Genomic DNA, 23,958 nt, shown 5'->3' on the forward strand with positions numbered 1-23,958 from the left:
TATATTATAGCCATGGATGAATCCCTCATCGACAACCCATGTAGTGACTCGACACTTCAGTCGCAGCAGCTGAAAGAGCTGTATGAAACATTGGTCGAGCTCCGTGAGAGACTTGAAGCACAGCAGAGAGAGGTCTCAAAACTCAGGGAGGAGAATACCCAGTTAAAGCGGGAGAATACGCAGTTAAAGCGGCTTCCGCTCTTTGTCGCGGTTGTTATCGAAAAGTTGCCTTGTGGTGAGGTATACCTTCGTCAGCAGGGGAATAACCAGGAGTACATCACCCATGCAAGCGATGATATCTATCCCCTCCTGAAGGCAGGATCAAAAGTTGCAGTGAATAACGCGCTTTCCATTGTTAAGGTGGTCGGAACGACGTTTGATTCACGCGTGAGGGTGATGGAGCTGGAGTTGTCCCCGTCACAGACATTCGGCGAGATCGGCGGCCTGACAGATCAGATCGAAGAAGTAAGGGAAGCAGTCGAATATCCTCTCACCCGGCCTGAAGTCTTCAAACGGCTCGGAGTAGAGCCGCCAAAAGGCATCCTGCTGTATGGGCCGCCCGGTACCGGGAAGACCCTGATTGCAAAAGCAATTGCCCATAATGCAAATGCAACATTCATCAGGATGTCAGGATCTGAGCTTGTGCATAAGTTCATCGGGGAAGGAGCACAGCTCGTTCGTGAACTCTTCCAGCTTGCCCGTGAGAAAGCGCCATCTATTGTCTTCATCGACGAGATCGATGCTGTCGGCAGCACACGCACCCATGACGGCACATCCGGTTCGGCAGAAGTTCAGCGGACATTGATGCAGCTGCTCGCTGAGATGGACGGTTTTGACAACCGTGGCGAGATCAGGATCATGGCAGCAACAAACAGGCCGGATATGCTGGATCCTGCCCTTCTTCGTCCGGGGAGATTTGACCGGCTTATCGAGATTCCATTCCCCGATAAAACATCGCGCCAGGATATCCTTAAGATTCATTCAAAGAACCTCAGCCTGAAAGATGTCGATCTGAATGTGATCGCTGAAATGACTGAAGGGGCAACCGGCGCAGAACTGGAGGCAATATGCCGGGAAGCGGGAATGATCGCTGTCAGGCAGAATGCAGATTATGTTGTAATGGAGAACTTCCAGTCCGCTGTCGAAAAGGTCAGGCATAAGAAGGCCGAACCAGATACACGAATGTACCTGTAAAACCGCAAGAGGTCAGAACATGCGGGTCATCTTCATCCCAAAGCCCGGCATCGACCTCTACCACACTTTTATCCAATCCGAGACGAGCAGATTAATCCTCAGATTTTATGCGCCCAGACGCCGTTTCGGGGGAGTCGTTGAGGTGCCTGTATCCACACTCGGATCCGGGCTCTCGCTTGCATCCGAACTCAGGTGGTACATCAGGCGTTACACACGGGATTTTCTCATTAAAACCGGAGATGGCCATATTCTCTCCCATAAGCTCGCAAAAGAGATCTATGAGCGGAACCTCTCCTATCCGGGGGGAGACTGGGAGTTTAGCTACATCTGTAAAATACCAGCAGAAGAGGGAATAACCACCCTCTCAGTCCTCTGCATTGAAGATGAGGCAGGAAAAGAGCATGAGATAGCCGGGTTTTCAGATCCGGCATGCGAGGCAACAGGAGATGAGATCTCCTGCGCCCCTGAGGAAAAAGAGGATGATAAAGAGTAATGTTCAGGCGAACATCGTTCCTGTGGCTGAAGAGTACGTCATACGGTTCCGCTCGAAATCCGAGATGACTTTCCGTGTAGCTTTCTCAAAGTCATTCTGAGAAACAGACGGGCGTTCTTCCCGTATTGCACACATTCCTGCCTCCATGCATATGGCAGCGAGATCTGCACCATTCTTGCCCTCGGTGATCTCGGCAACCCTTCTCAGATCAACATTGTCTGCAAGGGTAATCCGTTTCGTATGGATCTTCAGGATAGAGAGCCTGCCTTCTGTATCAGGGAGGGGGATCTCGATGATACGGTCAAATCTACCCGGCCTGAGGAGTGCCATGTCCAGAATATCGATTCTGTTCGTTGCCCCGATGATCTTGACATCACCTCTTGACTCAAAACCGTCCATGTCGGCCAGGAGCTGCATCAGCGTTCTGTGCACCTCACGATCACCGGAAGAGGTCTCCTGGCCCCTGGATGCACCGATTGCATCAATCTCATCGATGAAGATGATCGAGGGGGCGTTCTTCTTGGCGCTCTCAAAGAGTTCACGCACAAGACGGGCCCCTTCACCGATGTACTTCTGGACAAGCTCTGATCCGACAACGCGGAGGAATGTTGCCTCGGTCTCATGAGCCACCGCCCGTGCAAGTAATGTCTTTCCAGTCCCTGGCGGACCATGGAGGAGGATACCTTTTGGCGGGAGTATGCCGACCCTCTCAAAGAGATGGGGTTTTTTCAGTGGAAGCTCTATCGACTCACGCAGTTCGGCGACCTGACGGGAAAGACCGCCGATATCCTCGTAACTCTCGGTCGGTCGGCTTTCAACCTCCATACCGTAGACCTGTGCATCATAGGTTGATGGGAGCACCTCAACTATCGCCAGCGTCTGCTGGTTCATTGTGCACCTGACACCGGGTTTGAGCTCATCAGCATTGATAAATTGTGATGTGCGCACAAGAAATTTCGGTCCTGCACTGCTCCGGACAACAACACGTGTATTGTCGATGACATCCGCAATTGTTCCGACAATAAGAGGCGGGCTCCTCATCTGCTCAATCTCTGACCGTAGTTTACGAACTTCCCTCTCGTACCTGACCTTCTGGGTTTCGAGGTACTGCCGATCGGTCTTGGACTGCCGGAGTTCCTCTCTTAACTCCTGGTTCCGTCCCTCAAGCTCGGTAAGACGCTCGAGCACCATCCGGTATGAGTCATCGGAGCGAAGCGGATCCTCAGGGGCACGGGATTTTACGGTCATACTTCTTCAAATAGATATATAGGAAAAAAAGTTATAAAGTTGTTTGGGATATGTATGCAGCCACAACATTGTGAAGCCTGTGGAGAGCTTATCAGAGGGCGATCTAAGATTGTACGCATTGAGGGTTCAAAACCGATGAAAGTCTGTGACCGGTGCGCCCGGCTTGGGACGGAGGTGCAGGTCCAGACAGGGCCAAGGCCCTCATCCGGCAGGACAGGGGTCGGAGTGTCACAATCATCCGGGCGGACTGCCACTCCTCCTGTCCGCAGACGGCGTGATGTCTTCGATCTTATCGGGGGCGATATCGTTGAAGATTACGCTGATCGAATCCGTGAAGCACGTCTTGAAAAAGGGATGAGCCAGAAGGATCTTGCCCTCGAGATGAAGGAGAAGGAGCACCTCATTAAAAAGATCGAGAACCGCGAGCTGATCCCTGAAGATTCGGTTCGGAAGAAGCTTGAAGCCGTGCTCGATATCCATCTGATTGAATCCGAAGGGATGCCGGATGACGGCGGTGGGCATGCAGAGGCCACCGGAACAACGCTTGGGGATGTCATCCAGATCAAGAGGAAGTAAGATGAACTCTCCCTTCATCCTCATTAATTTCAAGACATACCGGGAAGGAACCGGGTATGGTGCCGATCGGATAGCACGGGCGGCGAGCGCGGTGATGGAGGATACCGGCGTGACGATTGGTATTGCACCTCCCTATACTGACCTTCGTAAAATGGCAAGGCACTTTTCGATTCCAATCTTTGCCCAGCATATCGATGGTGTAGGAGCAGGGGGTTTTACCGGCCACACTCCTGCGTATATGATGAAGCTGGAGGGCGCTACCGGTTCTCTCATTAACCACTCCGAGCGGCGGCTGACACTCGCTGATATCGAGGCGTCACTGACTGCCGCAGAGGCAGAAGGATTGACATCCATTATCTGCACAAACAACATCAGAACAACAGCTGCCGCTGCCGCACTTGGACCCGATTATGTGGCAATCGAGCCGCCTGAGCTGATTGGATCGGGGATCTCTGTTGCGCAGGCTGATCCTGAGATCATTGCCGGATCCGTAAAGGCTGCTCTGAAACAGAATAATCAGGTTAAGGTGCTCGCTGGTGCCGGGATCCAGTCCGGCGACTGTGTCAGGATATCCCTTGATCTCGGCTGTAGTGGCGTTCTGCTTGCATCAAGTGTAGTGAAGGCAGAGGATCCCGAGGCTGTGCTCCTGGATCTCGTCTCAAAGATCTGAGATTATTCTACAATTAACGAGATGAGGTCATGTTTTGTGATGACCCCCTCAACACGCCCTTCTTTCATCACAAGCACCGCATGGTGCTGTTCTAAAATACCGACGACGGTCTCGATCTCTATTTCGGGGGGAACAGTCGGGAAACTCGATTCCATATAATCGCGGACCGTTGGATGATGCCCTTTCTGGTGCTTCTGCTCGGCGATCGCTGTTAAGATGGCTGATTCGGAAATACAGCCTACCGGCACTCCGTCCTGCAGGACAGGGAGTTGTGAGAAGGCCATCCTGTCCATCTTCTCAACTGCCGAGAGAATCGAGTCCTCTGGTGAGACACTCTCGACAGGAGCGTGCATCAGGTTTGCTGCGGTTACAACAGGCACTTCGGCAGATGTAATGACATCAACAATCCGCCGGAGGGTGCTGACACGAGGGTCAACCGATCCCCGCTCGATACGTGCGACCATCGACTGGCTGATCCCGGATCTCCGGGCAAGTTCAGCCTGGGTCATTCCAATACGGCGCCGTGCAGATCGGATCTCATCTGCGGCAGGAATATGCATACTATTACTATCAGTGATATATGAAAAAAGCTGCCCTGGTGCGATGATGAGTGGGAGGAGTAAGCCCCCTTCTGTTCATTGCGGCATTCAGCTAAGCGCCGTACCCGGGCGGGATCCGGGCATCCCTTCTGCCCTGTTTGGCTTGCACCCGCAGGGATTCACCGTTCCATCGATCCCTGCCGATACGCTCAACGAGTTGCAGGTATCGCATCACCAAAAGATCGGTGAGGCTCGATCGTTTCATTGCTGGCGGCAGGACGTGTCGTTTCTGTGTCATTGCCATGACTCTCGCCATCCCCGATTGACCGGGGCTGCGCGCCCGGAGGGTGGGGGGACTTTCCTCAGCAGCCCAAATAGGCCACCGTCAGCCGCACTCTCCCTCTCATCGCTGTACAATAGAGCAGAAAGCACTATGTACAGTATAGATTTATCGATGTATACAGAGATTAAACCTCGTATCATCGGAGATACCATCATCTTCTCCAAAGGCGATTGATTACTATGATGCTTCTGTCCGAGGAAGACGGGAGGATTGGGGTCTCCCTCGCAAGAGAGGCTCTCAGGGCGGCAGTACTGCGCACAGAACTGGCGCCGCCGCCCCTTCCACCGGTCTTTTCTGAGAAACGCGGTGTGTTTGTCACCCTCAAACAAGCAGGTGAACTGCGTGGGTGTATTGGCATCCCCCTTCCGGCATTGCTGCTTAAGGATGCGATTATTGAAGCGGCACACTCTGCTGCGCTCCAGGATCCACGGTTTATGCCGGTCAGGGCGAATGAGCTCCCAAAGATTACAGTGGAGGTGACAATCCTCAGCATCCCTGAAGAGATCACCTCATCTGCGATTGAAAGAGCGGATCATGTGGTTGTCGGACGGCACGGCCTGATTGTGAAGGGAAGAGGGCAATCCGGCCTTCTGCTGCCCCAGGTTGCATCGGAATATGAATGGAATGCGGTTGAGTTCCTCGATCATACATGCGTAAAAGCAGGCCTGTCGCCAGGATGCTGGCGGGATGAACAGGTATCCGTCCTCAGGTTCGAGGGCCAGATCTTCTCTGAGTAACCATGTCAATACAGTTTGAAGTAATGCACAAGGATATCGCCGGGAGGGTCGGAAGGCTCACAGTCGGCAATAAGCGTATCAGAACCCCGGCACTCCTTCCGGTGGTAAATCCGCATATCCAGATTATCCCACCTGCCGAGATGGCCGCGATGGGGATCGAAGGGCTGATCACAAACGCCTATATCTTCTCAAAGAGCGCCGATTTCCGTGAAGAGGCACTATCCCGCGGGCTGCACTCGGTGCTTGGATTTGACGGACTGATCATGACAGACTCGGGATCGTTCCAGCTCTCGGTCTATGGTTCGGTCGATATCACCAACGAGGCGACCATCTCATTCCAGCGTGATATTGGAAGTGACATCTGGGTTCCGCTTGATATCCCAACCCATCCGGATACCCCCCGGGAGACTGTCGAGGCGGACCTTACAGTCACCATGAACAGGCTCCGGGAGGCAAAGGAGCTCTTTGGGGATGATGCACCCCTCGCAGGGCCGGTTCAGGGCGGCCTGCACCCCGACCTGCGAAAGAAGGCAGGACGCGGGGTGAGTGAGCTGGGCTTTGCCTTCTGCCCGATCGGAGCAGTTGTTCCGCTCCTGGAAAGTTATCGATATAAAGAACTCGTCAGTTCAGTCATGCCTGCAAAAGAGGGACTCTCATCTGCTGCATGTGTCCACCTCTTTGGTGCCGGCCATCCCTCGATGTTCGCACTCGCTGTGGCGATGGGCTGTGACATCTTTGATTCTGCTGCATATGCCCTGTATGCACGGGAAGGCCGCTACATCACACCTTCAGGAACCCTGAAGATCGCTGAAATGTCCGAGCTCCCCTGTGCCTGTTCTGTCTGCCGGTCCCATACCGCTGAAGAGCTTCGATCTGCTCCGGATAAGGAGCGGCTCCTTGCCTACCATAATCTTGCTGTGACCCAGGCTGAGATCTCCCGTATCCGCCTCTCCATCCAGGAAGGCACACTCTGGGATCTTGTCGATGAACGGTGCCGCGCCCACCCGAGGCTGCTTGATGGTTACCGTGAACTGCTGAAGAATGCATCGGTGCTCGAACAATCCGATCGTGCAACTAAACGGAGGTTCTTCTACCGTGGCGATGAATCCTGCAGGCGGACCGAGGTGATCAAATTCCAGCAGATGATTCCCCGGATACAGCTCTCTGCACGCTCGCTCATCCTCTGTGGAGGCCCCCGGCCACAGGAGTTTGAGGAGGTGCTTGAGCTTCGGCCACCCTTTGGTGCAGTGCCGACAGAACTCTCCGAGACCGCACCGATGGGGCAGTCTGAAGTTCCGGAGTGGGATGATGCGATGCTCACAACTGCCTTTGCCGGGGTGGAAGCGCTTTTATCATCAAACCCGGATTGCGAGGTGACCTTCTCGGCAACACCTGAACTTGCCGATCTGATCCGAAGACGGTTTCCTGATGCAACGGTGATCTCATGAGCAGGTTTGAGGTTCGCCACCGTGACGGGCTTGCTCGGCATGGTATCTACACAATCGGCGATAGAACAATTGAAACCCCGTGTGTGATAGACCCGATTGCCGTCTTCCCGGATCTTGCATCCCGGCCCTTCTCCAATATACCGCTCCAGGCTGATGAGGCATTTGTGAAAGAGTGGTTTGAGAAGAGTGGCGAAGAGCCAATCCCTGTCCATCCGGTTCTCTCTGAGGGGATCTCTTCAGGTGATGCAGCGATCATCTCCTGCTGGCATACCGCCCTGACAAATCCCAGAACCTATGCAGACTGGGTGGAGCAGTTCATCTCAACGCTGCCCCCGGACGCTGCCCGGTATGCACCAGCCTCCGCACTCCCCTCCAATGCCGCGATGCTGGTTGCGACCGGTTTTGACCTCTTCGATACGATAGCAGTTGACCTGAGAGCTTCACAGGGGCTCTTCTGCACACCTGAAGGGGTCTATCCAGGATCATGGATCGATGAGGGGGTCTGTTCATGCCCGGGATGCCAGAGTGGCGAACTGAGGGAGCATAACCGCCAGGCGCTTGTTTCTGAGATCCGGCTAGCAGCTGCACTCCTGAAGCGGGGAGAACTGAGAGAGCTACTCGAGATGCGGTGCAGATCTGACGCAGCCATGGTGGCAATCCTCCGCCATCTTGATTCAAGGAAGGCATTTCTCGAGGGTAATACCCCGATTGCCCGGACGACCCCATTCAGGGCATATACAGCAGAATCAATGAACCGGGTTGAGATCGATCGCTTCGAAAAGAGGGTGATGAACAGGTTCTCACAGGATAGATGGGATGTCTGTGTTCTCCTCCCCTGTGCTGCACGGAAACCCTACTCGTTCTCGCAGAGCCATAAGAAATTCCAGGAGGCAGTTGCCGGGAGAGCACATGAGGTGATCGTCACCTCACCGCTTGGCGTCGTGCCGCGTGAGCTTGAGCTGATCTATCCTGCTGCCCACTATGATGTACCGGTCACCGGCTACTGGGATCGCGAGGAGATGCATATCCTCACCGGCTACCTGGCAGAGTATCTCCGCACTCACCCGTACCGGCGTGTCATCTCCCATCTTGAGGGCGGGGCCTCTTCCGTGGCGCGTTCCGCAGCTTCAGAGGCTGGCATTCAGCTTGAAGAGAGCTGCATTGACGGGCGCCCGACATCACGGGAATCATTGAACCAGCTCTATGATGCACTGGCAGGCGAGCGGAAGCGATCTCACGATATCATCAGCGGCACCATACAGTGGCAGTTTGGTGAGACGATCGATACGAAAGGGATGCTCATCAAAGGCAAAGGCCCTGAGAAGAAGATCTACCGGGGTCGGCAGCAGCTCTTCTCCTTTGATCCGAAAACAGGGCTCCTGAGACCGACCTTTGAAGGCTGGAGCCTCCTTTCCGGCTGCTACCAGGTCAGGATAGAAGGCTTTGTTCCGCAGGGCGATATCCTGGCACCAGGTGTTGCAGAAGCCGATCCGGCTATCCGCGAAGGAGATGAAGTGCTTGTCTATGGAGAGGGCGTGCGTGCGACCGGCAGAGCGATGATGTCCGCAGACGAGATGCGCCGTTCTTCACGCGGAGTGGCTGTGAAGGTGCGTAAGGTAAAGAGATCCTAGCTGCAACGCATACGAGAGTATTGAAATCCATCCGGAGTGGTTACAAGTGTATCAGGTAAAATCTGCGCGATTATTAGCAGAAAATGTTTATGAAACATGGATTGAAGCGCCTCACGTCAGCAGAAATGCAGAGGCCGGGCAGTTCCTTGTGCTCCGGATCGATGATGAGGGGGAACGAATCCCCCTCACCATCTCGGGGGTGGATGGGGACTGTGTCCGCGTCATATTTATGGCAGTCGGGACAACGACCGAAAAACTTGCTGCCCTGAAAACCGGGGATGCAATTCATGATGTTGTTGGCCCTCTCGGACAGCCGAGTGAGGTGCACCACTTTGGAAGCTGTGTCCTCGTCGGCGGGGGTGTTGGGATCGCATGTCTTCCTATCATTGCAAAAGCGCTGAAGGAATCCGGAAACAGCGTCATCGGGATTATCGGTGCACGGAACAAGGATCTCCTGATCCTTGAAGATGAGATGAAGGAAGCCTGTGACGAGCTGATCATCACCACCGATGATGGCTCATACGGCATCAAGGGCTTTGCCGCAGGTCCCCTGAAGGAGATCTGCGAATCACGACCACCGGATGCGGTCTGGGTGATCGGACCTGCCATCATGATGAAGGTAACTTCGGGCGTGACAAAACCCTTTGGCATTAAGACATTTGTCTCACTGAACCCGGTCATGGTGGATGGGACCGGGATGTGCGGATCATGCAGGGTTGTTGTGAATGGCGAGACGAAATTCGCCTGTGTTGACGGACCGGAATTTGATGCCCATCAGGTGGACTTCGACCTACTGATGAGCCGCCAGCGGTTCTATCATCCCGAGGAGAAAGAATCCCGGGAACACCACCATTCCGGAGGATGCGGCTGCGGGGGTCACCACTGATGGCTGACCGTTCTGCTGAAGTCAGGATCAATGACTTCTCCGAGGTCGACTGCGGCATCTCAGCTGAAGAGGCAGTTATCGAGGCGGAACGCTGCCTCCGGTGCAAGAAGCCTGCATGTGTTGAGGGGTGCCCGGTCGGAATCGACATTCCCGGATTCCTGAAGTATATCGAAGAGGAAGACTTTAGATCTGCAATCGGGATCATCAAAAATAGCAATATGCTCCCTGCGATATGTGGCCGTGTCTGCCCTCAGGAGGTGCAATGCGAAGGTGAATGTATCCTCGGCGTCAAAGGTAAGCCGATTGCGATCGGCGCACTTGAGCGATTCCTCGCAGACTGGGAACGGGAGCATGGCGTTACCGTTCCTGAATCCAAAGAGAAGAGGAAGGAGAGGATTGCCATTGTCGGATCAGGTCCAGCCGGGCTGACCGCAGCGGCCGAACTTGCACGAAACGGGTTTTCGGTTACAATATTCGAGGCGCTCCATGCAGCAGGTGGAGTTCTCATCTACGGGATTCCCGAGTTCCGCCTCCCAAAGAAGGTGGTGGCCGCCGAGATCGATGAGGTGAAGCGGCTTGGTGTTTTGATCAGGACCAATCATCTTGTCGGGAGGAGTGTGCCGGTTGAAGAGCTTCTCTCCTATGATGCAATCATAATCGCCACCGGTGCCGGGCTTCCGGCATTCATGGGGATCCCCGGAGAGAACCTGATTGGTGTTTATTCTGCAAACGAATTTCTGACCCGCGTGAACCTGATGCATGCAAATGCGTTCCCGCAGTATGATACCCCTGTTAAGCGGGGAGGGAATGTGGTTGTCATCGGCGGCGGAAATGTCGCGATGGATTCAGCCCGTGTCGCCCGCAGGATGGGTGCAGACGTGACACTTGTCTACCGGCGCAGGCAGGAGGATATGCCTGCAAGGCTCGTTGAGGTGCATCATGCCGAAGAGGAGGGAATACGCTTCCTCACCTGCACAAACCCGACCCGGATCCTTGGTGAGGGAACCGTCACCGGTGTCGAGGTTGTCTCGATGGATATGTGCGAGCTCGACGATTCGGGCCGCCCAAGTGCAAAGCCGATTCCAGGCAGCGAGCAGATCATCCCCGCGGATGTCGTAATCGAGGCGATTGGGCAGAGCCCGAATCCACTCCTGATCAGGATGATCGAGGGGCTTGTCCGTGAGAAGAAAGGAAACCTGAAGGTGGATGAAAAGGGCAGAACAACTGTTCCAAAGATATTTGCAGCAGGCGATGTCGCAACCGGTGCGGCTACTGTGATCCTGGCGATGGGTGCAGCAAAAGTCGCCGCAGAGTCAGTTCGAAAGATGTTTGATGGCGAATAGAGAGTAAAAGACTCTCTCATCGCTTTTTTTTAGTTTTTTCGTTATTTTCCCCTTCACTGGCGAGATATCAGGAGAGTTCAGGCATCTCACCGGGAACATAGTATCTTGGCGGGAGGATTCCTTCCTGCTGGAATGCCCTTTTTGTTCTCCGTGAGATCTCTGCCTTACATTCAAATTCATCGCGGAGATCCCAGACATACGCACGTGCCCTGAGCCGGACAGAGTGGAGCTGGTTTTCAGTAAGAATGGTATAAAAGCATCGATCAGAGATATACACATGCCGGGATGTGACAACCGCCTCCTTGAAAATAGTAATGGCACGATCGAGATCTGCTGAATGATCGATGTAGATATCGATGACAACCATCATCTCGGTGAGGCCTGCATTAGCGCTTGCGACGCTCTGGGTGATGATCTTAAAGTTTGGGATGGTGACATAGTTGTCATCCGGGGTGACGATGCGGGTATCGAGCATCCCGATTTCTGCAACCTCACCATAATGCTCACCCATTGTGATCCGATCCCCAATCCGGAAGGGTTTCTCAAATGCGATGATCACGCCGCCGATGATGTTTGCAAAGACATCTTTTAGCCCAAAGCCGATTGCAGCACCAAATAAACCGGAGAAGGCAACAATTTCGATTGTCGAAAGCGTTATAATCTGATGAAGCAGGAGCAGGATCGCGGTTGTATAGATGATGATATTTAAGATCGGCACAATCATCCTAACAGCAATCCGGGCATGGCCAAAGTGTTCTGAGAGCCTGATCAAAAGGAAACTGATGACTCTGGCGAGGATATACGCACCTATGAATATAATAACAGCATCCAGTATGAGAGGGAGGATTTCGTTGTAAATCTCCGAAACCGGACCATTCACCAGACCTCCATGAGAGGAGGTCGTATCGGGTGTAATGCCATCCACCATACAATTCACTCCCAGATGATCCTCAGTGATCTGAGGAGATCATGCACCCCGAGGATCGCTTCAGGGCAGATCTGGTATCCACCATTCTTTTCACTGATAATACCGAGTGTCAGAAGCCGGTACAGTATCGGATTGATATCATATTCAAGAGCCGCCACCTCTTCAAGATATTCCTTTGAAGTGATCCCGCTCATGGCAATCACCCCGAGGATGAAGGCATCCTTTCTGATCAAAGGATCATTGACTCTGACCGGCTGATAATCCTTCAGGTTCACCGTTGGATAGTCAAAGCTCCTCTTCCAGATTGCCTTTCCAATCCCGGGATTTCCCTCGGCCATCTTTGTTATTTTTTTGAATACGACCTCCTCATCAGAGAGGGTCTCTTCAGCATTTCGTTTTCGAAATGCAAGGCTGTCGACATTGAACCTGGGGAATGGTACCATCAGGGGTTCTTCTTTGAAGGGAAGATGCACCGGATGCCTTTCGGTACGGACAAAGGATGGGAGTTCAACCTCCACTCCGCCGATGAACTGGAGTTCAGCATCAGTGTAATCTTTCAGGATACATTCCCGCATCTCTGTATCCGAGAGTGGATGGATAAAAATCATCTTTGGAAAGATCCGCTCCACCTCCCGTACTCTCCTGAGATAGTTCCATGCATAAAGGTTCCATGTGGTGATGAAGAGGGAGTTGGAAATGGCGACTTCGTCGAGGAAATCATCCAGTACGGAAAACCCCCCGATATGCCGGGAGAAGAGGTACTGGCAGCCATCCATGAGGAAGATTGGCTTTTTTGAACGATAATCCAGAAGATTGCGTTTATTCGTTATCTGTGATTCATATTCTACAAGATAGGTATCGTCCTTATATGTTTCATGAACTGCAGATATCAGGGTACTTTTACCAGAATAGGGAAGGCCGATGATTGCAACATTCTCCCTTTTATGCGAGCGATATGCATCGATTACTCCCTGAATCTCTGCAAACTCCTTCTGAAATACCGTACATGATGCAGGAGTTATTACTTCTGAAGAATCAGCCGGATCACCCGTCATCAGACCACACGCCACAATATCAGAGGATAGCAAGATAAAGCTTACTCCTGGAGAAAAAAGTGATCAGGGCAAGACATATCACCGGTAAATGAGAATGGATCTACAGATTTCTTTATACGATGGCAGATATTCCAGGGAGAAAGGTGGGCGAATATGACAAACAGCATCTATGTGATCGGGCACAAAAACCCGGATACTGACAGCATATGTAGTGCAATCGGATATGCCGCATACCTAAACCAGCCGGATCCCGGCAGGTACATCCCCGCACGCTGTGGCGAGATCGGCGCAGAAACAGCTTATGTCCTCTCCCACTTCGGAGTTGACGCTCCTGCCCTTGTCGAGTCTGTTGAGCCGACAGTTGCCGACATCCCATTCACCTATACCCACCGTGCACAGATGGATCTCCCGACGATTGACGTTGTCGATATGATGGAGGAGCAGGATGTCAGGAATATCCCGATTACCGATACTGAGGGAAAATTTGTAGGTCTTGTCTCAGAACACGGACTGGCACGGGCATATGTCCGGCGTACCCGGATAGAACCCCTCTCTGTCCTCCCGATAAAAGTCGAGACTCTGGCACGAATCCTCGAGGCTGAAGTAGTTGTACGGAATCGTGATCTCCTTGAAGGAAACGTCTATATCTCAATCGATGCGCTGCATGTCACCCTCTCCCGCCTGACAAAGGATGATATCGCCATTGTCGGGGATAATGAGCCTTCACAGCTTGCCCTCATCCAGGCGGGAATTGCCCTTTTGATCATCGCTGATGGTGCTCCTGTTGGAGATCGGGCGATCAATGCCGCAAAATCACAGGGAGTTTCAGTCTTCTCAACAAAACTCGATGCATTTGGTGTTGCCAAGATGATCAACCTCTCATTGCCGGCAAGCGAAGTGATGGCAACGGATGTTCCGATCATCCACATGGATGACGGGCTGGATTATGTCAAACAGCTCGTGACAAATTCCAGGTACAGGACCGCCTGTATTATCGATGAGGAAGGGAAGCTCCTCGGCATGATCTCACGGAACACGTTTGTCTATGATATTCAGAAATCTGTCATCCTCGTTGATCACAATGAGTACAGCCAGGCAGTGGATGGTATTGAGAATGCCGAGATACTCGAGATCATCGACCACCACCGGCTTGGTGCAATGACGACATTAAAGCCAATCCGGTTCATCATGGAGCCGGTAGGCTCAACCTCAACGATTGTTGCCTCAATCTACCAGGAGAGCGGGCGCACTCTCCCCGACACCATCGCCGGACTGCTCCTTGCGGGCATCCTCTCTGATACTCTTGGACTGAAGATGTCGACGACAACGAAGAAGGATGAAGAGATGGTTGCATGGCTTGCAGAGAGGACCGGGATCGATCCGGTGGAGTTTGGCATCTCGCTTTTCAGGGAGGGGATGGAGCTCTCAAGCTTCTCGATAGAGGAGCTTGTGAAGAAGGATCTGAAACGCTACAGCCTGTATTCGATGGATGTTGCCATCTCCCAGGTGATGGCCCCATCTTCTGAGTTTGCCAGGCAGCATGAGGAAGAGATCCGATCCACCATCGAGAACCTCAGGAAGCTGATGGAGGTCGATATCTTTGTGGTTCTCTTAACAAGCGTCTTTGAGAATGGATCTGATCTCTATGCGGCAGCAGATGACCATACACTTCAGCGTCTGGATTACCTCAATCAACCAGTCCGCCTTACAGGTGTTATGTCCAGGAAAAAGGATTTTCTCCCGCAGTTTGGCCAGCTGATCAGGGGATTATAAACCACCTGGCTTTCGCATCATAGGGACAACGCCTGATCCTTCAAGATTACCAAGTGCAAAAGCATACCGCTCCCGGATCGTCTTTGGGAGAGCATCTTCTGGGATCTTCTCAAAGCCATACCTGCCATACCATCCGACAAGCACCTTTGTTGAGTGCATGTACAGCCATTCTTCTTTGCAGGAATCGATCAGGGCATCCATTGCATATTTTGCAAAACCGTGGCCCCGGTATGCCTCGGGTGTGAAGACGGAGTCGACTTCACAGCCATCAGAGTGACGGCGGCATCTCGCAAGAGAGACGAGTATGCCCTCTGCAAAGGCTCCAAACACCCGGTCCATCTCTGGATTTGCCGTCTGTTGGTGGTACGTCTCCCATAGTTTTTCCGCAAGGGGGAATTCAGAGGGGAGCAGTTCACGCCCCTCCATCCTGAGCGTAAACTCAGGGTAGCGGATATACACAGGAATACTGGCCTCTGCAGCAACACCTGCAACGGTTGATCCGATCTTCGCCTGCTTCAGGTAATCAAGATGTCCGAACCTTGAGAGGAGGATCATGGTTGCCTGAAGTGTCTCTGCAACAGATAGGATCGTTTTGACACGCTCTCCATGCAGTACAAGAACAGATATCGAATACCGTTCCTCTCCATTCCTCATGAGATCAGCAGCATCCTTCAGCTGCTCACGGAGCAAGCGGATTTTCGCATGATCTGCTGAATCAGCGACATGCAGCAGCGTGATCTGCCCTTTGATATTCAGGCTCTTCACAAAAGCCATGATCTCATAGGAGATGCTGGAGAGCTCAATCGGAATGAGCACATTATCAAAAATCTCCGGTTGGCTGCTGTTTTTGAGATACCGGGAATACTGCATGATCAGGAGATCACGGCTCACATTGAGGAGCAGGTTATCTGACACCGATCCGAGGAGGTATTTCCCGACTTTTCCCTTCCCCCTTGCACCGACCACGATTGTGTCTATCCGCTCATCTTCTGCAACGGATCTGATCGTTGTTTCTATTGGCTGCGCAACCTGCTCTTCGATCCTGATCCGGGTAGAGATGCCATGGGATGAGAGGAGGATGCGATACTCCTCCAGCTTTCCGGCGGCTTTCCCGCCTGCTTTTCCTTCTGCCACATGGAGAATTATGGCGTCAGTGATCCCCGGCAGTTCAGAGGCCATCCGGAGGGCCGCCTCGGAATAGTCTGAAAAATCAGTTGGTATGAGTACCCGCATGCTTCATCTACCAGATGAAAGTGATAGAGGGCATAGGATATAAGGTGGGGGGATTTGGGTTTTAAGATTTATTCTGGCTCTTCTCCATATTTCTGAAGGCCATTACTATAGGAAGAATATAATAATATGTGAATAGTCTTAATTTGCTATTTTCTGACCAATGGAGATAGTAAAATGTCACAATATATTTTGACACTCATACAGTTTACTTCATCTTCATTTTTTAAAGCTTATTGGTGGTAAAAGAGTCAGAGACAAGCATGGAGTTACGCCGGGATAGGGGGCTCTGGTACTCGTGTGGCAAAAGCCCCCACCGCCCACTGCCCCGTCCGCACATGCTTCGCAAGGGAGGTTGTACTGGGCGGCCGCAGATGCTGGCGCGGGGAGGGGCGAGGATGCTCCGTCTGGCTTTCAGAGGAGATATGCCCCGATTCCTTCGGAATCGCCTTTCAGGTTGCTCTGATGAGCAAGGGCTTATCACCTCTGCCAGCCTGTTTCTTTCCCTGACCCCGCCCCCCGATACCCGCGCCGCACCTGCTTTCGTCACTCCTGATTATTTTGGTTGCTGCAGCGGGATCTTTTCCCACGTTCCGAAGAATTCAGAAAAAATCTGGTGATCAGAATTTTGGAGAAGAGTCTTTATTCTGTCCCGGTAGTGATGATCCGCTCAACCTGCTCGATAAAAGCATGAGCCTGTGAGATAACGATTGATACATCTTCCATGGTTATCCGGTTGAAGATCGTATAATCGACTTCTTCTCTGAGGATCTCAATGCGGTTGAGTGCACGGCCATGTTCAACTGCTAGCTCACCAGTCCGAATATAGTGTAATCCGATTGCAGAAATATCGTCTTGTTTCATCACTCATACCGCAATTGCGTCAGCATAGACGTTCCTGAAGAACAGATGATGACGTCGTTCTTCAACCAGAGCTCTTGGGATTACTTTAACTGAGATGTATTCCTCAGTCTCAAGCAGGAGATCAAAAGCAAGATCGATGAGCTTACTGCGGACTTCCCGGTTATCAGCCTGGGTAATGACAAGAATATCGATATCAGAGTCCTGATGATCGTCTCCCCGTGCGACAGATCCAAAGAGAAGGATCTCTTCAATCGCACCACCATATGCGGCTCGTGCCCTGTCTGCATATAACTTAATAACCGGACGGATCTGCCGTATCATAGGATGAAAGATAGTACTCCTGATGAGTATATGTGGTATTCCCAGTATCAGACTTAAAATAAGACTAAAGTTTCTTATTTTCGATCAGTTCTTCCCGATCTGAGTAAATGGAGAGATTGATCCGGGTCACCCCCTCACGCCGGGGGGATCACCTTCACACCCTCGTTATCGATTTCGGTTGTAACCGCAATCTCAAGGCCGATCTGCTGCACAATTGCCTGCATCTCCTCTTCTGTCCTGTCAGTGATGATCGCAACGGCGGGGCCGACCGAGCTCATCGCGACAAACTCAAGCCCGGCTTCGCGGAGGCGGCTCATGTACTCGTAGAGGGCGAAGCTGTGGTGTTCAACCTCGGCCCGTTTTGAGCCCCTAAACTCGATCTCCCACATGATATCGCCCATCGCCTTTAAGTCACCGCGTTCAACTGCCGGGATGAAGTCCATCAGCATCATGTAGGATTTCAGTTCGCGATCCCGGTAGTCGAGTGTCCGGGCTTTTGTCATCAGGAGATCGAACTCGTGTTCGCCTGCACTGGAGACTCCGGATGGCGGGATGACGATATAGACGTTCTTGTCTTCTGCAAAGGAATGGTGGTAGACAAGAGTGAGGCAGTCACCCATCACACCAATACCGCCGTGCGTGGAGACAGCGGGCCCGACGCCGGTCTCAAATCCATAGACCACATCGCCAGTGTCGGTCTCCTCGACATAGTTATTACCGATAAGCATCCTGATCTGGTCAGCGGTGAGTGGAGAGCCGAGGGCTGCATTTGCCGCATGGCCGACGACCGTGAGGAGCGTGCTTGTCGAGCCGAGCCCCACATGCTCCTTTCCATGATCGGCTGCGGTGACCGAGAAGCCGCCCGTGTAGCCGACTGCTTTTGAAAAGGCAATGAGGAAGTGGCGGATGATCGCCTCACGCGGATGGTTGATGGCAATTCCTTCAGGCTGACATGCAATCTTTGCTTCGCAATAGAGTTTGAGTGCAAATCCAAGACCTCCGCCACCGGGGTGGCCGGGTGCAAACCGGTTCATATCAAAGACGGTCAGGTGAATCCGGGCAGGGGCAATTGCTGTGAAGGTGCCTTTCTGTGGCGAGGGGGTCACCGTTCCTTCAAGATCGCATGTCCTGATCTCCTCTCCGGGAGCAAATGCCATGAACTCATACTCGACAAGGTCAAGGTCACCCCCACGGATCTTCATCGTTGGCATGGTATATCCCATTACGATTCCCTATTCAGGATGATAGTCTTTCTGATATGGTCTTTACGGGGTTCTGATCACTTTCGCCCCCCGTTCTCTGACATTATATGGGTCGGGATAAGAATAATCAACAGGATGTCAGAACAGCTCAGGAAACTCCATCGCCTTTCGATGACCTGTTTTGATGTCACACTGACTGAAGGTGAGAATGGATGCAGGAGATTTAATAGCAGGTATCTGAAGATGCTCCTCTCTGGATCCTGGATATCAAGTGCGAATGCTTCGAAAGTGCACGAGGCGTGTGATGCGGGAGGAAATAGACTGACTGACACAATGCATATCTCAACGGTCAATCTGTTGATATGAAGATCGGTCGAGACTGTTCGTCTCCGCTGCACTTCGTTTTGCTCCGCTCACAGACTCTTCCCTGCTCTTCCGGAGTTGCCCTGCTGGTAGGATAGGATGACGCCTCATGCTTGTTCGGCAATATACGGCGATAGTAAGTGATATATCCATGGGGGATATGAGTTTCAGAATCGATCTTGTGGAGATATTCATTTAACAGGAGGTTTGTTCATATTTTATGCTTCTTTATGAATAACCAAAACGCCGATCATTAGCTGTGTGATCTAACCATTCGATGATCACCACGATTGTATCTCCATCACTTGCAACTGTGTAAAGTAATCGTAAGGAACGATTGAGATTATATTTCCAGAGATTTTTCAATGCTCCATTTCGTTTCCGATAGGTCTTGGGAATCAGTCCTTTTGGAACCTGTACTCCACAGAATGCATTTTCAGATAAAGCATCAAATGCATTCTCAAGGAGAGTAAGCAGCTCCCTATCACAAGATTTTGAGGATGTCTTCAATTTATTGAAAGCATTTTTGACCTTCTCATCAGCAAAGAAAAGGGTTGCTTTCATCGAATCCGTAATTCTTCACGCGCCATGTAATATCGGGCGAGTTCAGGATCAAAGATCCAGCAGACCGCATTATTGGCATCAAGGGCAATCTTGTTTGATTCAATCAGGTAATCAATTGCTGTTTTGAAGGTCTGGTACATCATTTTCCGTGGAAGAGAGGACCAGAGGGCTCGCCGCCGGTATTCACCGCTATGCTCCTGAACGAACTCCTCGATCATCCGGATCGTATCAAGTGTGGGGGAGTGTGTCGAGGAACGTACAGCTGACATACAGAATTGTGTGATATATACATATATATAACCAATACCCGATACACCGGAATGCTGCAAGGGTATGTGAAATATGGTGATACAGGAGCCAGTAGCAGCCCTTTTCCGGCTCCACTTCACGTTTTTTTTCAATGGGATGAATCTCCCGAACAATTTTCCGCGAGAGATAGCATTTCTGATCTGATCCTGATCACTTTCGCCCCCCGTTCTCTGACATTATATGGGTTGGGATAAGAATAGTCAACAGGATGTCAGAACAACTCCGAAAACTTCAGGCACTCTCCCGATCCTGCTTTGATCTGGCAGCAGCAGATTCCGGGAGAGAGTCCGCCATGGTGAGAGGCGGGTACCTGAAGATGCTGCTGCATGGCAGATGCAGCTTCGACTGCGCATACTGCGGGATCTGCCAGAGGGAGAATGCGCCGGCATTTGCCCCGAAGGAGCTGGCAGAGCTGATATGTACACTCTGGAAGAGCGGCAGGATCACCGGCCTCTTCCTCTCAACCGGGATCCCCCGCGACTGCCAGGAGAGCATGGATGACCTGATCGAGGCTGCCACCCTCATGCGGCGGGGAGGGTTTGCCGGCTACCTGCACCTAGAGGTGGTGCCAGGCGCCCTCCGGACCGATATCAATGAGGCGGCGAAGCTCGCAAACCGGATCAGCATCAATCTCGAAGCGGTGAGTAAGGATAGACTCTCTGAGATCGCATCTGTGAAGAACTATGAATCAGATCTGCTGCGGCGGCATGCATGGGTAGCCGAGGCCGCCCCGGGCCGCCATACCACCCAGATTGTTGTCGGAGCGGCAGCCGAGACAGATGATGAAATTATCTCCTTCATGCACCGCGAGTACCGGGATTTATCACCTGCCAGCATCTACTATTCGGGGCTTGTACCCCTCCCCGGCACTCCGCTTGCCGCAGCTGCCCCGGCAAACCCCGCCCGGATGAAAAGCCTCTATGCGGTCGATGCGCTGGTGCGGGACTATGGGTATTCGCCGGATGAGACCGCTTCTGCCATTGACGAGGAGGGGAGGCTCCTGCCGGGCGATCCGAAGATCAATTGTGCCGGAAGAATCAGGATCGATCCATTGTCAGCATCAAGGGAGGAACTGATCAGGGTACCCGGGATCGGCCCAAAGGCAGCTGAGAGGGTTATCACCATGAGAAGTGCCGGGCGGACGGTGACAGAAACGATGCTCAGGGAGGCGGGTGTTGTGATGAAACGGGCAGGGGCGTATCTGGTGGTTGGGGGGAGTGTGCAGGGGCGGCTCTCCTCCCTCACTTATACTCCCGCTTCGAGTACTGGTACTTCTCGTCATCCCCGCCCTTGATCGTGATGTACAACCACTCATACAGCGACTTCAGTGTCCCAAACTGCACGTACCGCCGCATCGAGAACTTCACCCTGAGCTTCCCATCCAGCTTCACGCGTCCAAGGAGGCGCATCCGGCGTGCAATCTCAAGATCGTCTCCGGCATCGATGGTGCGGTACATCCCTGCCTCGAAGAACGCTTCCCGCCGGAATGCCGTATTGCAGCCGAGGGTGTAGTAGAGAGTGTGGGTATAGTAGCCGAGCCGTGAGAAGGCATTTGCAAGGGCAAGCGATATCTTGTGCCTGATACCGGGCTCGATCGGCTCGACAAGCCCGTAGAGCTGGACAACTGCCGGATCAGAGAAGCCTTTCCCGATCCTGGCAATCCAGTCCCGTGGAATGATACAGTCTGCATCGGTGGTTGCAATGATCTCACCCTTTGATGCCTCCGCACCGTCGTTTCGTGCACCACCTACCTTTTTCGAGGTCTGGATGAAGACGAGATCCGCATATTTTTCTGCAATCTCCCGTGTCCGGTCTTTTGAGTTCCCGTCGACGACGATGATCTCATATTCGGAACGGGGAATTGACTGGTTGGAGAGGCTCTGTAAACACCCCTCGATATTCGACTCTTCATTATAGGTTGGAACAATAACCGAGATCATGCTTCCTCTATGAGCCTTCTATAGGTATTCAGGTGTTCATCTGCAATGCGTCCGATATCAAAGCGCTCGGTAAAGGGGCGGGAGATACCCTTGAGCCGCCGGAGAGCGGTCTCATCTCTCATGAACCCTGCTGCTTCATGAATATCAGAAAAGAGGAGTGACGCATCGCCAAATACTTCCCGAAACTCAGGGATATCCCGTGCCACCACCGGCACGCCGGTTGCAAGCGCCTCAAGGAGCACCATCGGCATGATTTCAGCATATGAGGGGAGCAGGAAGATATCCGCACCAGCATATGCCTCGGTGATATCGGGCACAAAACCGGTGAAGATCACGTTCTTCCCCGAGCTCCGTTTCATCATCTCGATCTTTGCATAATCCTTTGATAATACGCTGTATGGATAGCCCCCCACCCAGACAAAGGTGATATCCGGCATCATCCGTGCAAGCTTCAGGAAGTCATAAATCCCTTTCCTCGGTGTCTCCTGGGCAACCGTCAGGACAACCGTTGCCTCATCAGAAACGCCGATGCATCGACGGAACCGTCTTCCCTTCTCATTATCAGGATAGAATTTCTCCCGGTTCACCCCGTTTGGAATGAGGGTTGTCGGCATATCAGGGAGCATCTCCTGGATCTCACGGAGGCTTGGGGGCGTTATTGCAATGATGTGATCGAATTTGCCATAGATCTTCGGATACTGGTTATTAATGAAGGTGGAGAAGGCAACGTTTCCATCATTCAGCCGCGGGGTGGAGTGTGCGGTTAAGACCTTCACTCCCTTGGTATAGGAGCGGTGGGTCAGCGCCATCGGGCCGAAACTATGGTAGTGCACCAGATCGAAATCTGCATTATAGGAGTTCCATGAGATCTCATGGTGAACACGATGATCGATCTGCCGGTACAGGGTCTTTGCAAGTGTTGAACAGCCGATGTATTTAAAGAAGAAGATATCCTCGACAAAGATGTTTGCTCTCATGAATGTCGCTCCATAAACGAAAAGGCGCTCTGGATGCACCCATCCATATTCAGATACTCAAACTCAGAGAACCGCCCGACGAGATCGATCCCCTGCTCCTTCAGGAACGAACGGACAACGGAGATATTCTCCAGGTAATCGAGATCATAGACCACATAGGCAAATTTCGACCTATACACCGAACTATGGGCGATACTGGCATCTGCTGGTATGACACCCATCTGCACGAGGCTCCTGATCGTATCATCAAGAATCTCCATATCGGTGAGCCTGGAGATGGCATCCCCTTCATTATAGGTGATCTCGGCGAGCACTGATGCATGCCCTGCCGGGGCAACAGCATCGCTGTAGTTTGAGGGGAAGGAGATCCGGTTGAAATAACCGCTTTCAGCATCCGGGATATACACCCAGGAAAGGGGTGGCGCAGAACCGGAAAACCCGATACAGACGCTGATAAGCGAATTATATCTCAGCGCATCGCAGGCCCTCTGCACCTCTTCCGGAACATAATCCAGGCATGGTAGAAGATGCTGGAGCGGGATTGTGGATATCACCCGATCAGCGGTATAATCGGTTGTTCCATCGCTGATCACCCACTGTCCGTCCCTCTTCCGGAGAGACGAAACAGAATAGCCTGTCACAATACAATCCTGCACAGGCTCAGAAATAGCCTTCACAATCGATTCTATTCCCCCCTCAATCGGGTACGTGAAGACCGACTGGTGGGTGTACCCTTCAGTCGGGATGCCGATTGCAGATCTGATGATATCATCAACCGGCGGCCGGGGCACCCGTCCCTCCATCCAGTGCGCTGACATCCGTTCAGTCGGGAAATTCCAGATCTTCTCGTTATACGGATTCAGGTAGCAGTCTGCGATTCCACGTCCGAAGGTGCCAAGAATCCAGTCCCTGAAGTTCCGAGGTGCCGGGATCTCGCCCTTCTCCGCGGCGATGATCGTTTTGATATATTCGCTGATGCAGTAGAAGAGATCCTCTTTTGGAAGTTCATAGAGGCCGTTTTCAAATGGATAGGTGACCATCAGGCCTTTATAGAAGATTTTGGTATTCCTTTTTCGCTCTGCCTTGTTTGAAGAGAGGAGATCATTCATAAACGAGAGCACAGTCTCGTTCCGCGAGAAGATGATATGCGATCCGCCGATGTCAAAAGTAAATCCATCCGCTGATTCCGAGCGGCATAAACCGCCGATCCTATCCTCTTTCTCGAAAACGATTGCCTCTTCCCCTGCCTGCTGCAGGAGCCGGGAGAGTGTGACGCCTGTGAGCCCACCACCGAGAATAGCCCATCTCACACTATATCATATGA

The 23,958-nt window shown here is 52.3% G+C and carries 25 protein-coding genes and 1 other RNA gene; 12 read left to right on the forward strand and 14 right to left on the reverse strand.

What is annotated here, in order from left to right; genetic code table 11:
• Window positions 1-12 precede the first annotated feature (12 nt).
• Both FTO68_RS02965 and FTO68_RS02970 read left to right on the forward strand, forming a co-directional pair.
• Complete coding sequence (locus FTO68_RS02965) at window positions 13-1,194, forward strand: proteasome-activating nucleotidase (RefSeq protein WP_255331881.1); 1,182 nt, start codon at window positions 13-15, stop codon at window positions 1,192-1,194.
• Window positions 1,195-1,213: 19 nt separating this feature from the next.
• Window positions 1,214-1,687 (forward strand): DUF5804 family protein, encoded by a 474-nt coding sequence (locus FTO68_RS02970; RefSeq protein ID WP_255331882.1) that lies wholly within the window; start codon window positions 1,214-1,216, stop codon window positions 1,685-1,687.
• A 3-nt stretch (window positions 1,688-1,690) separates the two neighbouring features.
• On the opposite strand, the gene FTO68_RS02975 is transcribed toward FTO68_RS02970, so the two are convergent.
• On the reverse strand, window positions 1,691-2,935 hold the full coding sequence (locus FTO68_RS02975; RefSeq protein ID WP_255331883.1) for a proteasome-activating nucleotidase: 1,245 nt from the start codon (window positions 2,933-2,935) through the stop codon (window positions 1,691-1,693).
• Between the two features lie 54 nt (window positions 2,936-2,989).
• Between FTO68_RS02975 and FTO68_RS02980 the strand changes: the two genes are divergently transcribed.
• Window positions 2,990-3,511 carry a multiprotein bridging factor aMBF1 gene (locus FTO68_RS02980; RefSeq protein ID WP_255331884.1) on the forward strand — a complete coding sequence of 174 codons (522 nt, stop codon included), beginning with the start codon at window positions 2,990-2,992 and terminating at the stop codon, window positions 3,509-3,511.
• 1 nt (window position 3,512) lies between these two features.
• Window positions 3,513-4,181 carry a triose-phosphate isomerase gene (gene tpiA, locus FTO68_RS02985; RefSeq protein WP_255331885.1) on the forward strand — a complete coding sequence of 223 codons (669 nt, stop codon included), beginning with the start codon at window positions 3,513-3,515 and terminating at the stop codon, window positions 4,179-4,181.
• Window positions 4,182-4,183: 2 nt separating this feature from the next.
• Here tpiA and FTO68_RS02990 read toward each other — a convergent pair whose 3' ends face one another.
• Together FTO68_RS02990 and rnpB are read right to left on the reverse strand one after the other, a co-directional pair.
• On the reverse strand, window positions 4,184-4,741 hold the full coding sequence (locus FTO68_RS02990) for an XRE family transcriptional regulator (RefSeq protein ID WP_255331886.1): 558 nt from the start codon (window positions 4,739-4,741) through the stop codon (window positions 4,184-4,186).
• A 48-nt stretch (window positions 4,742-4,789) separates the two neighbouring features.
• Window positions 4,790-5,125, reverse strand: an RNA gene (rnpB, locus tag FTO68_RS02995) — RNase P RNA component.
• 117 nt (window positions 5,126-5,242) lie between these two features.
• Between rnpB and FTO68_RS03000 the strand changes: the two genes are divergently transcribed.
• Genes FTO68_RS03000 through gltA form a run of 5 tightly spaced genes read left to right on the forward strand, consistent with a single transcriptional unit; the run spans window position 5,243 to window position 11,108 of the window.
• Window positions 5,243-5,800, forward strand: coding sequence for a TIGR00296 family protein (locus FTO68_RS03000; protein ID WP_255331887.1), 558 nt, complete (start codon window positions 5,243-5,245; stop codon window positions 5,798-5,800).
• 2 nt (window positions 5,801-5,802) lie between these two features.
• Complete coding sequence (gene tgtA / locus FTO68_RS03005) at window positions 5,803-7,248, forward strand: tRNA guanosine(15) transglycosylase TgtA (RefSeq protein WP_255331888.1); 1,446 nt, start codon at window positions 5,803-5,805, stop codon at window positions 7,246-7,248.
• Window positions 7,245-8,879, forward strand: coding sequence for an archaeosine synthase subunit alpha (gene arcS, locus FTO68_RS03010; RefSeq protein WP_255331889.1), 1,635 nt, complete (start codon window positions 7,245-7,247; stop codon window positions 8,877-8,879). Before tgtA ends, arcS begins: the two co-directional genes overlap by 4 nt.
• A 46-nt stretch (window positions 8,880-8,925) precedes the next feature.
• On the forward strand, window positions 8,926-9,765 hold the full coding sequence (locus tag FTO68_RS03015; RefSeq protein ID WP_255331890.1) for a sulfide/dihydroorotate dehydrogenase-like FAD/NAD-binding protein: 840 nt from the start codon (window positions 8,926-8,928) through the stop codon (window positions 9,763-9,765).
• A complete protein-coding gene (gltA, locus tag FTO68_RS03020; protein ID WP_255331891.1) occupies window positions 9,765-11,108 on the forward strand; it encodes an NADPH-dependent glutamate synthase in 1,344 nt (447 codons plus the stop codon). The genes FTO68_RS03015 and gltA overlap by 1 nt, the downstream gene beginning before the upstream one ends.
• Window positions 11,109-11,175: 67 nt before the next feature.
• Here the strand turns inward: gltA and FTO68_RS03025 are convergent, their stop codons facing one another.
• Window positions 11,176-12,036, reverse strand: a complete 861-nt coding sequence (locus FTO68_RS03025; protein ID WP_255331892.1) for a mechanosensitive ion channel family protein — start codon at window positions 12,034-12,036, stop codon at window positions 11,176-11,178.
• A gap of 5 nt (window positions 12,037-12,041) precedes the next feature.
• Complete coding sequence (locus FTO68_RS03030; protein WP_255331893.1) at window positions 12,042-13,091, reverse strand: hypothetical protein; 1,050 nt, start codon at window positions 13,089-13,091, stop codon at window positions 12,042-12,044.
• Between the two features lie 153 nt (window positions 13,092-13,244).
• Between FTO68_RS03030 and FTO68_RS03035 the strand changes: the two genes are divergently transcribed.
• Window positions 13,245-14,864 carry a putative manganese-dependent inorganic diphosphatase gene (locus tag FTO68_RS03035; RefSeq protein WP_255331894.1) on the forward strand — a complete coding sequence of 540 codons (1,620 nt, stop codon included), beginning with the start codon at window positions 13,245-13,247 and terminating at the stop codon, window positions 14,862-14,864.
• On the opposite strand, the gene FTO68_RS03040 is transcribed toward FTO68_RS03035, so the two are convergent.
• The 4 genes from FTO68_RS03040 to FTO68_RS03055 all read right to left on the reverse strand — a co-directional run bounded on the left by FTO68_RS03040 (window position 14,859) and on the right by FTO68_RS03055 (window position 18,490).
• The gene (locus FTO68_RS03040; protein WP_255331895.1) at window positions 14,859-16,097 is read right to left on the reverse strand and encodes a GNAT family N-acetyltransferase; all 1,239 of its coding nucleotides are present in this window, start codon (window positions 16,095-16,097) and stop codon (window positions 14,859-14,861) included. The two genes, FTO68_RS03035 and FTO68_RS03040, sit on opposite strands and share 6 nt — an antisense overlap.
• A 639-nt stretch (window positions 16,098-16,736) precedes the next feature.
• The gene (locus tag FTO68_RS03045; RefSeq protein ID WP_255331896.1) at window positions 16,737-16,958 is read right to left on the reverse strand and encodes a hypothetical protein; all 222 of its coding nucleotides are present in this window, start codon (window positions 16,956-16,958) and stop codon (window positions 16,737-16,739) included.
• A 3-nt stretch (window positions 16,959-16,961) separates the two neighbouring features.
• Window positions 16,962-17,279 (reverse strand): nucleotidyltransferase domain-containing protein, encoded by a 318-nt coding sequence (locus FTO68_RS03050; protein WP_255331897.1) that lies wholly within the window; start codon window positions 17,277-17,279, stop codon window positions 16,962-16,964.
• 134 nt (window positions 17,280-17,413) lie between these two features.
• The gene (locus FTO68_RS03055) at window positions 17,414-18,490 is read right to left on the reverse strand and encodes a GHMP kinase (protein WP_255331898.1); all 1,077 of its coding nucleotides are present in this window, start codon (window positions 18,488-18,490) and stop codon (window positions 17,414-17,416) included.
• A gap of 126 nt (window positions 18,491-18,616) precedes the next feature.
• Between FTO68_RS03055 and FTO68_RS03060 the strand changes: the two genes are divergently transcribed.
• Window positions 18,617-18,847, forward strand: a complete 231-nt coding sequence (locus tag FTO68_RS03060; protein ID WP_255331899.1) for a hypothetical protein — start codon at window positions 18,617-18,619, stop codon at window positions 18,845-18,847.
• A gap of 225 nt (window positions 18,848-19,072) precedes the next feature.
• Here FTO68_RS03060 and FTO68_RS03065 read toward each other — a convergent pair whose 3' ends face one another.
• Window positions 19,073-19,408, reverse strand: coding sequence for a hypothetical protein (locus FTO68_RS03065; RefSeq protein ID WP_255331900.1), 336 nt, complete (start codon window positions 19,406-19,408; stop codon window positions 19,073-19,075).
• Window positions 19,405-19,677 (reverse strand): hypothetical protein, encoded by a 273-nt coding sequence (locus tag FTO68_RS03070; protein WP_255331901.1) that lies wholly within the window; start codon window positions 19,675-19,677, stop codon window positions 19,405-19,407. The genes FTO68_RS03065 and FTO68_RS03070 overlap by 4 nt, the downstream gene beginning before the upstream one ends.
• Before the next feature lie 248 nt (window positions 19,678-19,925).
• On the opposite strand from FTO68_RS03070, the gene FTO68_RS03075 reads away from it, so the two are divergent.
• Window positions 19,926-21,011: a radical SAM protein gene (locus tag FTO68_RS03075; protein WP_255331902.1), complete on the forward strand. Its 1,086-nt coding sequence runs from the start codon at window positions 19,926-19,928 to the stop codon at window positions 21,009-21,011.
• On the opposite strand, the gene FTO68_RS03080 is transcribed toward FTO68_RS03075, so the two are convergent.
• Genes FTO68_RS03080 through FTO68_RS03090 form a run of 3 tightly spaced genes read right to left on the reverse strand, consistent with a single transcriptional unit; the run spans window position 20,959 to window position 23,944 of the window.
• Window positions 20,959-21,657 carry a glycosyltransferase family 2 protein gene (locus FTO68_RS03080; RefSeq protein WP_255331903.1) on the reverse strand — a complete coding sequence of 233 codons (699 nt, stop codon included), beginning with the start codon at window positions 21,655-21,657 and terminating at the stop codon, window positions 20,959-20,961. The genes FTO68_RS03075 and FTO68_RS03080 overlap by 53 nt on opposite strands.
• A complete protein-coding gene (locus tag FTO68_RS03085) occupies window positions 21,654-22,634 on the reverse strand; it encodes a glycosyltransferase family 4 protein (protein WP_255331904.1) in 981 nt (326 codons plus the stop codon). The genes FTO68_RS03080 and FTO68_RS03085 overlap by 4 nt, the downstream gene beginning before the upstream one ends.
• Complete coding sequence (locus FTO68_RS03090; RefSeq protein WP_255331905.1) at window positions 22,631-23,944, reverse strand: protoporphyrinogen/coproporphyrinogen oxidase; 1,314 nt, start codon at window positions 23,942-23,944, stop codon at window positions 22,631-22,633. The genes FTO68_RS03085 and FTO68_RS03090 overlap by 4 nt, the downstream gene beginning before the upstream one ends.
• Window positions 23,945-23,958 lie beyond the last annotated feature (14 nt).

This window comes from Methanocalculus taiwanensis (genome assembly GCF_024372745.1).
In the GTDB taxonomy this organism is placed as follows: domain Archaea; phylum Halobacteriota; class Methanomicrobia; order Methanomicrobiales; family Methanocorpusculaceae; genus Methanocalculus; species Methanocalculus taiwanensis.